This is a genomic window from Streptomyces sp. NPDC051109, from assembly GCF_044455885.1.
Taxonomy (GTDB): Bacteria; Actinomycetota; Actinomycetes; order Streptomycetales; family Streptomycetaceae; genus Streptomyces.
On sequence record NZ_JBITFF010000031.1, the window covers coordinates 51,782 to 58,196 of the forward strand.

5 protein-coding genes are annotated in these 6,415 nt (G+C 72.9%); 3 read left to right on the forward strand and 2 right to left on the reverse strand.

Annotation, left to right across the window (positions count from 1 at the left end; genetic code table 11):
- The first annotated feature begins 30 nt into the window (after positions 1-30).
- The gene (fabF, locus tag ACIBAD_RS34355; protein ID WP_134075367.1) at positions 31-1,296 is read left to right on the forward strand and encodes a beta-ketoacyl-ACP synthase II; all 1,266 of its coding nucleotides are present in this window, start codon (positions 31-33) and stop codon (positions 1,294-1,296) included.
- Positions 1,297-1,369: 73 nt separating this feature from the next.
- Here fabF and ACIBAD_RS34360 read toward each other — a convergent pair whose 3' ends face one another.
- Positions 1,370-1,864 (reverse strand): DUF3145 domain-containing protein, encoded by a 495-nt coding sequence (locus tag ACIBAD_RS34360; RefSeq protein ID WP_134075368.1) that lies wholly within the window; start codon positions 1,862-1,864, stop codon positions 1,370-1,372.
- A 250-nt stretch (positions 1,865-2,114) separates the two neighbouring features.
- Between ACIBAD_RS34360 and ACIBAD_RS34365 the strand changes: the two genes are divergently transcribed.
- On the forward strand, positions 2,115-3,023 hold the full coding sequence (locus ACIBAD_RS34365) for an SGNH/GDSL hydrolase family protein (protein WP_134075369.1): 909 nt from the start codon (positions 2,115-2,117) through the stop codon (positions 3,021-3,023).
- A gap of 84 nt (positions 3,024-3,107) precedes the next feature.
- Here the strand turns inward: ACIBAD_RS34365 and ACIBAD_RS34370 are convergent, their stop codons facing one another.
- Positions 3,108-5,627 carry a beta-glucosidase gene (locus ACIBAD_RS34370; protein WP_398910734.1) on the reverse strand — a complete coding sequence of 840 codons (2,520 nt, stop codon included), beginning with the start codon at positions 5,625-5,627 and terminating at the stop codon, positions 3,108-3,110.
- 118 nt (positions 5,628-5,745) lie between these two features.
- Between ACIBAD_RS34370 and ACIBAD_RS34375 the strand changes: the two genes are divergently transcribed.
- Positions 5,746-6,327, forward strand: coding sequence for a TetR/AcrR family transcriptional regulator (locus tag ACIBAD_RS34375; RefSeq protein WP_134075371.1), 582 nt, complete (start codon positions 5,746-5,748; stop codon positions 6,325-6,327).
- Positions 6,328-6,415: the final 88 nt, after the last annotated feature.

The window sequence follows — 6,415 nt, forward strand, 5'->3', positions numbered from 1 at the left end:
CACCCCCTTAGACGTGGAGAAAGAATTCCTGTGAGCCCGACCAATCGCACCGTGGTCGTCACCGGTATCGGCGCAACCACTCCGCTGGGTGGCGACAGCGCTTCGACCTGGGAAGGTCTGCTCGCCGGCCGGTCCGGCGTCTCGCCCCTGGAGGGCGAGCGCTTCGCCGAACTGCCGGTACGCATCGCCGCACAGGCCGCCGTGGACCCCAGCGAGGTACTGCCCCGCCCGCTGGCCCGCAAGCTCGACCGCTCGGCGCAGTTCGCCCTCATCGCGGCCCGTGAGGCCTGGGCGGACGCGGGTTACACCGCTCCGGCCGGCGAGGACGAGTCCATCGCCCCCGAGCGTCTGGGCACCGTGATCGCCTCCGGTATCGGCGGCGTCACCACCCTGCTCGACCAGTACGACGTACTGAAGGACAAGGGTGTGCGCCGGGTCTCCCCGCACACCGTCCCCATGCTCATGCCGAACGGCCCGTCGGCCAACGTCGGCCTGGAGGTCAACGCCCAGGCGGGCGTGCACACTCCGGTCAGCGCGTGCGCCTCCGGCGCCGAGGCCATCGGCTACGCCGTCGAGATGATCCGCACCGGCCGCGCCGACGTGGTCGTCGCGGGCGGTACCGAGGCGGCGATCCACCCGCTGCCGATCGCCGCGTTCGCCAACATGATGGCGATGTCCAAGAACAACGAGAACCCGCAGCAGGCTTCCCGCCCGTACGACAAGGCCCGTGACGGCTTCGTCCTCGGCGAGGGCGCGGGCGTCGTCGTCCTGGAGTCCGCCGAGCACGCCGCCGCGCGCGGCGCCCGGGTCTACTGCGAGGTGCTGGGCCAGGGCCTGTCCGCGGACAGCCACCACATCGCGCAGCCGGAGCCGACCGGCCGCGGTGTCGCGGCCGCGGTGCAGAACCTGCTGGACAACACGGGTCTCGACCCGGCCGAGCTGGTCCACCTGAACGCGCACGCCACGTCGACCCCGCAGGGTGACACGGCCGAGCTGAAGGCCCTGCGCAAGGTCCTGGGCGACGACCTCGACCACATCGCGATCTCCGCGACCAAGTCGATGACCGGCCACCTGCTGGGCGGCGCCGGCGGTATCGAGACGGTCGCGACCGTGCTCGCGCTGTACCACCGGATCGCCCCGGCGACCATCAACGTCGACGACCTCGACGATGACATCGACGCGGACATCGTGGTCGGCGAGGCGCGCAAGCTGCCTGCCGACGGCCCGATCTCCGCGATCAACAACTCGTTCGGCTTCGGCGGCCACAACGTCACCCTGGCGTTCCGCACCGTCTAGTTCGACGCGGCAGTACGTACGAAAGGGCCCGCCCGGCACTCGCCGGGCGGGCCCTTTCCGTATGCGCCGGGACTCAGACGACCTGGTGGAGCCAGCGGACCGGAGCGCCCTCACCCGCGTAGCGGAAGGGCTCCAGCTCGTCGTCCCAGGGCTTGCCGAGCAGTTTGGCGATCTCCGCCTCCAGGTCCGTCTCGCCGCCCGCGGACCGGGCGAGGGCTGCGCGCAGCCGGTCCTCGGGGATCAGGATGTCGCCGTGCATTCCGGTGACGGCGTGGAAGATGCCGAGCTCCGGGGTGGAGCTGTAGCGCTCGCCCTCGGCGGTGGGGCAGGGCTCCGCGGTCACCTCGAAGCGCAGCAGGTGCCAGCCGCGCAGCGCGGACGCCAGCTTCGACGCGGTGCCCGCTTCGGCCTGCCACGAGAACTCGGCTCTCCAGGTGCCGGGGGAGGCGGGCTGCCTGATCCAGTCGAGGTTCACCCGCACCCCGAGCACGCCCGCAACAGCCCATTCCACGTGCGGGCAGAGCGCGCGCGGAGCGGAATGCACGTACAGAACTCCACGTGTCGTCACCGGGACCTCCAGTGTGGGACGAGGTCGGGAATAAACTCCAGAAAACGGACAGTATGTGACGTGATGTAATGTAACGGAAATTATTTGACATTGCGCTACGGGACCTGCGGCCGAAACGCCACGGGAAAAAGCTACCGTGCGCCAGGGGTCATGGTGTGACGTACGGTCGGTCCGAGGCCGCCAAACGCAGAGCATTCACTCAGCAGGACGCCCCCCGAGTACGCGGGGCGACAAGGAGGGAAACCACCCGATGCGCACCACCGCCACGCGACGCCGCGCGCGCACGTCCTGGCGTCGGACCCTCGCGGGCGCGGGCGCGGCGGCGGCCCTCCTGGCCGGGATGCTGACCGGGTGTCAGTCGGGCGGGTCGGACACGGAGGGTGAGCGGGGAGCGCAGGCCGGGCCGCGCTGGAACACCGCGCCCGCGTCGATCGCCGCCGTCGGCGATTCCATCACGCGGGGTTTCGACGCCTGTTCGGTACTGGCGGACTGCCCCGAGGTCTCCTGGGCCACCGGGAGCGATCCCGCCGTCCACTCGCTCGCCGCCCGACTGCTCGGGGAGGCCGGGGTGCCGGCGCGCAGTTGGAACTACGCGGTGACGGGCTCGCGGATGGCGGACCTGGCGGGTCAGCTGGCCTCGGCCGCGCAACACAAGCCCGACCTGGTCACCGTGATGGTGGGCTCGAACGACGCCTGCCGGCCGACGGCTTCGTCGATGACGCCGGTGGCGGAGTTCCGCGCCGGGTTCGAGAAGGCCCTCGCCGGCCTGCGCGCGGCCTCCCCCACGTCCCAGGTGTACGTCTCCAGCGTGCCGGACCTGCAGCGGCTGTGGGAGCAGGGCAAGGACACCCCGGTGGTGCGGCAGATCTGGAAGCTGGGGATCTGCCAGTCGATGCTGGCGGACCCGCTGTCGGCGGCCACGGGGGCGACCGCCCGGCGCGAGCAGGTGCGGGCGCGGGTGGTCGAGTACAACGAGGTGCTGCGCGAGGTCTGCTCGAAGGACGCGCTGTGCCGCTACGACGGCGGCGCGGTGTTCCAGTACCCGTTCGCCGCGGAGCAGTTGAGCCGCTGGGACTGGTTCCACCCCGGCAAGGACGGCCAAGCGCGGCTCGCGGAGCTGGCGCACCGCCAGGTGACGGCGGCCGATCCGCCGCGCTGACGCGGGGCGTTCAGGGACCGGGGGCGGGTGTCAGGGCCCTCCCCCGGTCCGGCTCATGGGTGATTTCCGGCCACCCGGAAGGCTCTAGACCTCCAGGGTCGCCGTCAGCCGCGTGTCGCCGTGGGAGCGGCTCGCACGGACCTCGTAGCCGCCGCCGATCCGCTGCCAGCGGCCGGCCTGCTCGTCCCAGACCTCGAAGGCGCGCGCGGGCAGGGCGATCTCGGCCTCGACGCTCTCGCCGGGGCCCGCCTCGACGCCCGCGAACGCGGCCAGCCAGCTCGCCGGACGCTCGACCGCCGCGCCCTGTGTACCCTCGGACGCCCCGGCGACGGGGGCGAGGTAGACCTGGACGACCTCGCGGCCCGGCCGGGTGCCGGTGTTGGTGACGCGGACCCGGGCGGTGGTCCCGGTGACCTCCAGGGACTCGTACGCCCAGTCGGTGTATCCGAGGCCGTGCCCGAACGGAAAGGCCGGGGCGATGCCGTGGCGCTCGTACGCCCGGTAGCCGATGAAGAGGCCCTCGGTGTACTCCAGGCGACCCTCGGCCGGGACCACCTCGGTGACCGGCGCGTCGGTGAACCGCGCGGGCCATGTGGTGGGCAGCCGCCCGCCCGGCTCCGCGAGCCCGAGCAGTACGTCGGCCAGCGCGGCCCCGCCCTCCTGCCCGGGGAACCAGGTCAAGAGTACGGCGGCCACCTCGTCCCGCCACGGCAGCTCGACCGGGGAGCCGGCGTTGACCACGACCACGGTGTTCGGGTTGGCGGCGGCGACGGCGCGCACGAGGTCGTCCTGGCGGCCCGGCAGGGAGAGGTCGCGCCGGTCGAAGCCCTCGGACTCCACGCGCTCGGTGGTGGCGACGACCACGACGGCGGTGTCGGCGGCGCGGGCGGCGGCCACGGCCTCGGCGATCAGCTCGTCGGCGTCGCGCCGCGGGCCGAGGTGGAGCAGCGAGAACATGATCGCCTTGAGCGGCAGGGCGCTCGTGTCGGGCACCTGGAAGGTCAGCGACACCTCTACGGCCTCGCCCTCGGCGAGCGTCACGCGGGCGCGTTCGCTGGGGGCGCCGAAGAAGGCCTCGAAGGGGTCGGCCTCGTTGCCCATCGCCTGGACGCCGTCCCAGAGGGTCTCGCCGCCGACGGCGAGGGTGAAGGCGCCGAGCCCGCGGGTGCCGAAGGCGTGCTCGCCGCTCTCGCGCGGCACGAACGTACCGGTGACCTCGATGCTCGCCATGGTCTCGTACGAGGCGCCCACCGGCAGGTCGTCGCCGATCCACTGGACCTGGCCGGTCGGCAGACTGCCCTCGCCGAGGACGGCGCCGGAGGCGTCGCGGCAGATCGCGCGGAGCGCGAAGCCCTGGTCGGCGGCGCTGAGTTCGTCGGAGGGGTCGGCTCCGACGGCGAAGGCCAGAGCGCCTTCCGGGAGGGCGGCGGTCAGTCCGTCCAGCGGGGAGACGATCCGCTCGGGGAAGACGGTGGCCGAGCCGCCGCCGAGGACGCGGGCGTCGCGGGCGGCGGCGCCGAGCAGGGCGACGGTGCGGCCGGGGCCGGAGTCCAGCGGGAGGGCCCCGTTCTCGTTGCGTACGAGGACGAAGCCGCGGGCGGCGAGCTCGCGGGCCAGCGCCTGCCCGTCGATCGGGGCCGGGGTACCGGTGACGACGGCGGGCGCGCCCTCCAGGATCCCGACGCGGGCGGCGAGGCGCAGGACGTTGCGCACGGCCTCGTCCACGGCGGACTCGGGGACCTCACCGGCCCGGACGGCCGCGGCGAGGGCGGGCCCGTACACGGTCTGCGGTCCGGGCATGGCGACGTCGAGGCCGCCGAGGATGTCGCCGGTGGTGGAGCGGGCGGCCATCCAGTCGGAGACGTTGTACCCGTCGAAGCCCCATTCGCCGCGCAGGACTTCGTTCACCAGGTACCGGTGCTCGGTCATCGTCGTGCCGTTCACCTGGTTGTACGCCGTCATGATGCCCCAGGGGTGGGCGTTCGCGACGATGGCCTCGAAGGGCGCCAGGTACAGCTCGCGCAGCGGCCGCGGGGCGATGACGCTGTCGGCGGTGAAGCGCTCGGTCTCGGCGTCGTTGCCGACGAAGTGCTTGACGGTGGTGCCGACGCCGCCGTCCTGGACGCCCTTCACGTAGCCGGTGCCGACGGCGCCGGTGAGGTACGGGTCCTCGGAGTAGCACTCGAAGTGCCGGCCGCCGAGCGGGGAGCGGTGCAGGTTGACGGTGGGGGCGAGGAGGACGTGGACGCCCTTGCGGCGGGCCTCCTGGGCGAGGAGCCGGCCGGCGCGGCGGGCGAGCTCGGGGTCCCATGCCGCGGCGAGCGCCGTCGGGGAGGGCAGGGCGATGGACGGGTCGTCGGCGGTCCAGCGCACGCCGCGGACCCCGATGGGGCCGTCGGACATGACCAGGGACTTCAGCCCGATCTCGGGAAGGGCGGGCAGGGACCACATGTCCTGGCCGGCCAGCAGGCGGGCCTTGGTGTCGAGGTCCAGCTTGCCGAGCGCCGCTTCCACGGCGTCGTGGCGGACCTGATCGGCATCGGTCACGGCCGTGCCTCCTCGTTGAGTGCGTACGGGTGCGGTGCGGTGCGGGGGTGCCCCCATCGTGGACCCGATACCGGTAGAGCGGTAGGGTTCGTAATACGTTCGTGACTTTCCGATAACGTACGTACGGTCCCGCAGCGGAGGCGGGCACGGCGTGAGCGGAAGAGGTGCCGGGGCGATGGCCAGGGCGAGGAGCGAGGAACGGCGCGGCGACATCGTCCGCGCGGCGGTCGAGGTGATCGCGGAGCGCGGCTACCGCGGCGCCTCGCTGGGCGCGGTGGCCGAGCGCGTCGGGCTGACCCAGCAGGGCCTGCTGCACTACTTCCCGACCAAGGAGGCGCTGCTGGTCGCGGTGCTGGAGGAGCGCGACCGCTGGGACACCGGTGGCGGCTCGCGCGCCTCGGCCGGCACCTGGCGCCTGGACCTGCTGGCCTCGCTGGTGGAGTACAACGCCATGCGTCCCGGCATCGTGCAGACCTTCTCGGCGCTGCTGGGCGAGAGCGTCACCGACGGGCATCCGGCGCGGGAGTTCTTCACCGAGCGCTACGCGCAGGTGCGCTCCGAGATGGCGGCGGTGCTGCGCGCCGAATTCGGGGACCGGCTGCCCTCGGGCCTCACCCCGGAGCAGGCGGCCCCGCTGCTGACCGCGGTCATGGACGGCCTCCAGTACCAGTGGCTGCTCGCCCCGGAGTCGGTGGACATGCCGGCCGCCTTCCGCTCCTTCCTGGCCCTGCTGCGCGGCCCCGAAGGGACGCCCTAGCTGTATTGCCCAGTGAGGTTGGGGACGCGGCTGGCGGGTGGTTTGCCTGCGAGCGCGGTGTGTCCGCGGTGGTGATTGTAGGTGTGCA

What these genes read in the sequence shown, in the direction of transcription:
- ACIBAD_RS34365 (WP_134075369.1), top strand. Translation starts at nt 2,115, where the DNA reads ATGCGCACCACCGCCACGCGACGCCGCGCGCGCACGTCCTGGCGTCGG.
- ACIBAD_RS34370 (WP_398910734.1), bottom strand. Translation starts at nt 5,627, where the DNA reads ATGGGGGCACCCCCGCACCGCACCGCACCCGTACGCACTCAACGAGGA.
- ACIBAD_RS34375 (WP_134075371.1), top strand. Translation starts at nt 5,746, where the DNA reads ATGGCCAGGGCGAGGAGCGAGGAACGGCGCGGCGACATCGTCCGCGCG.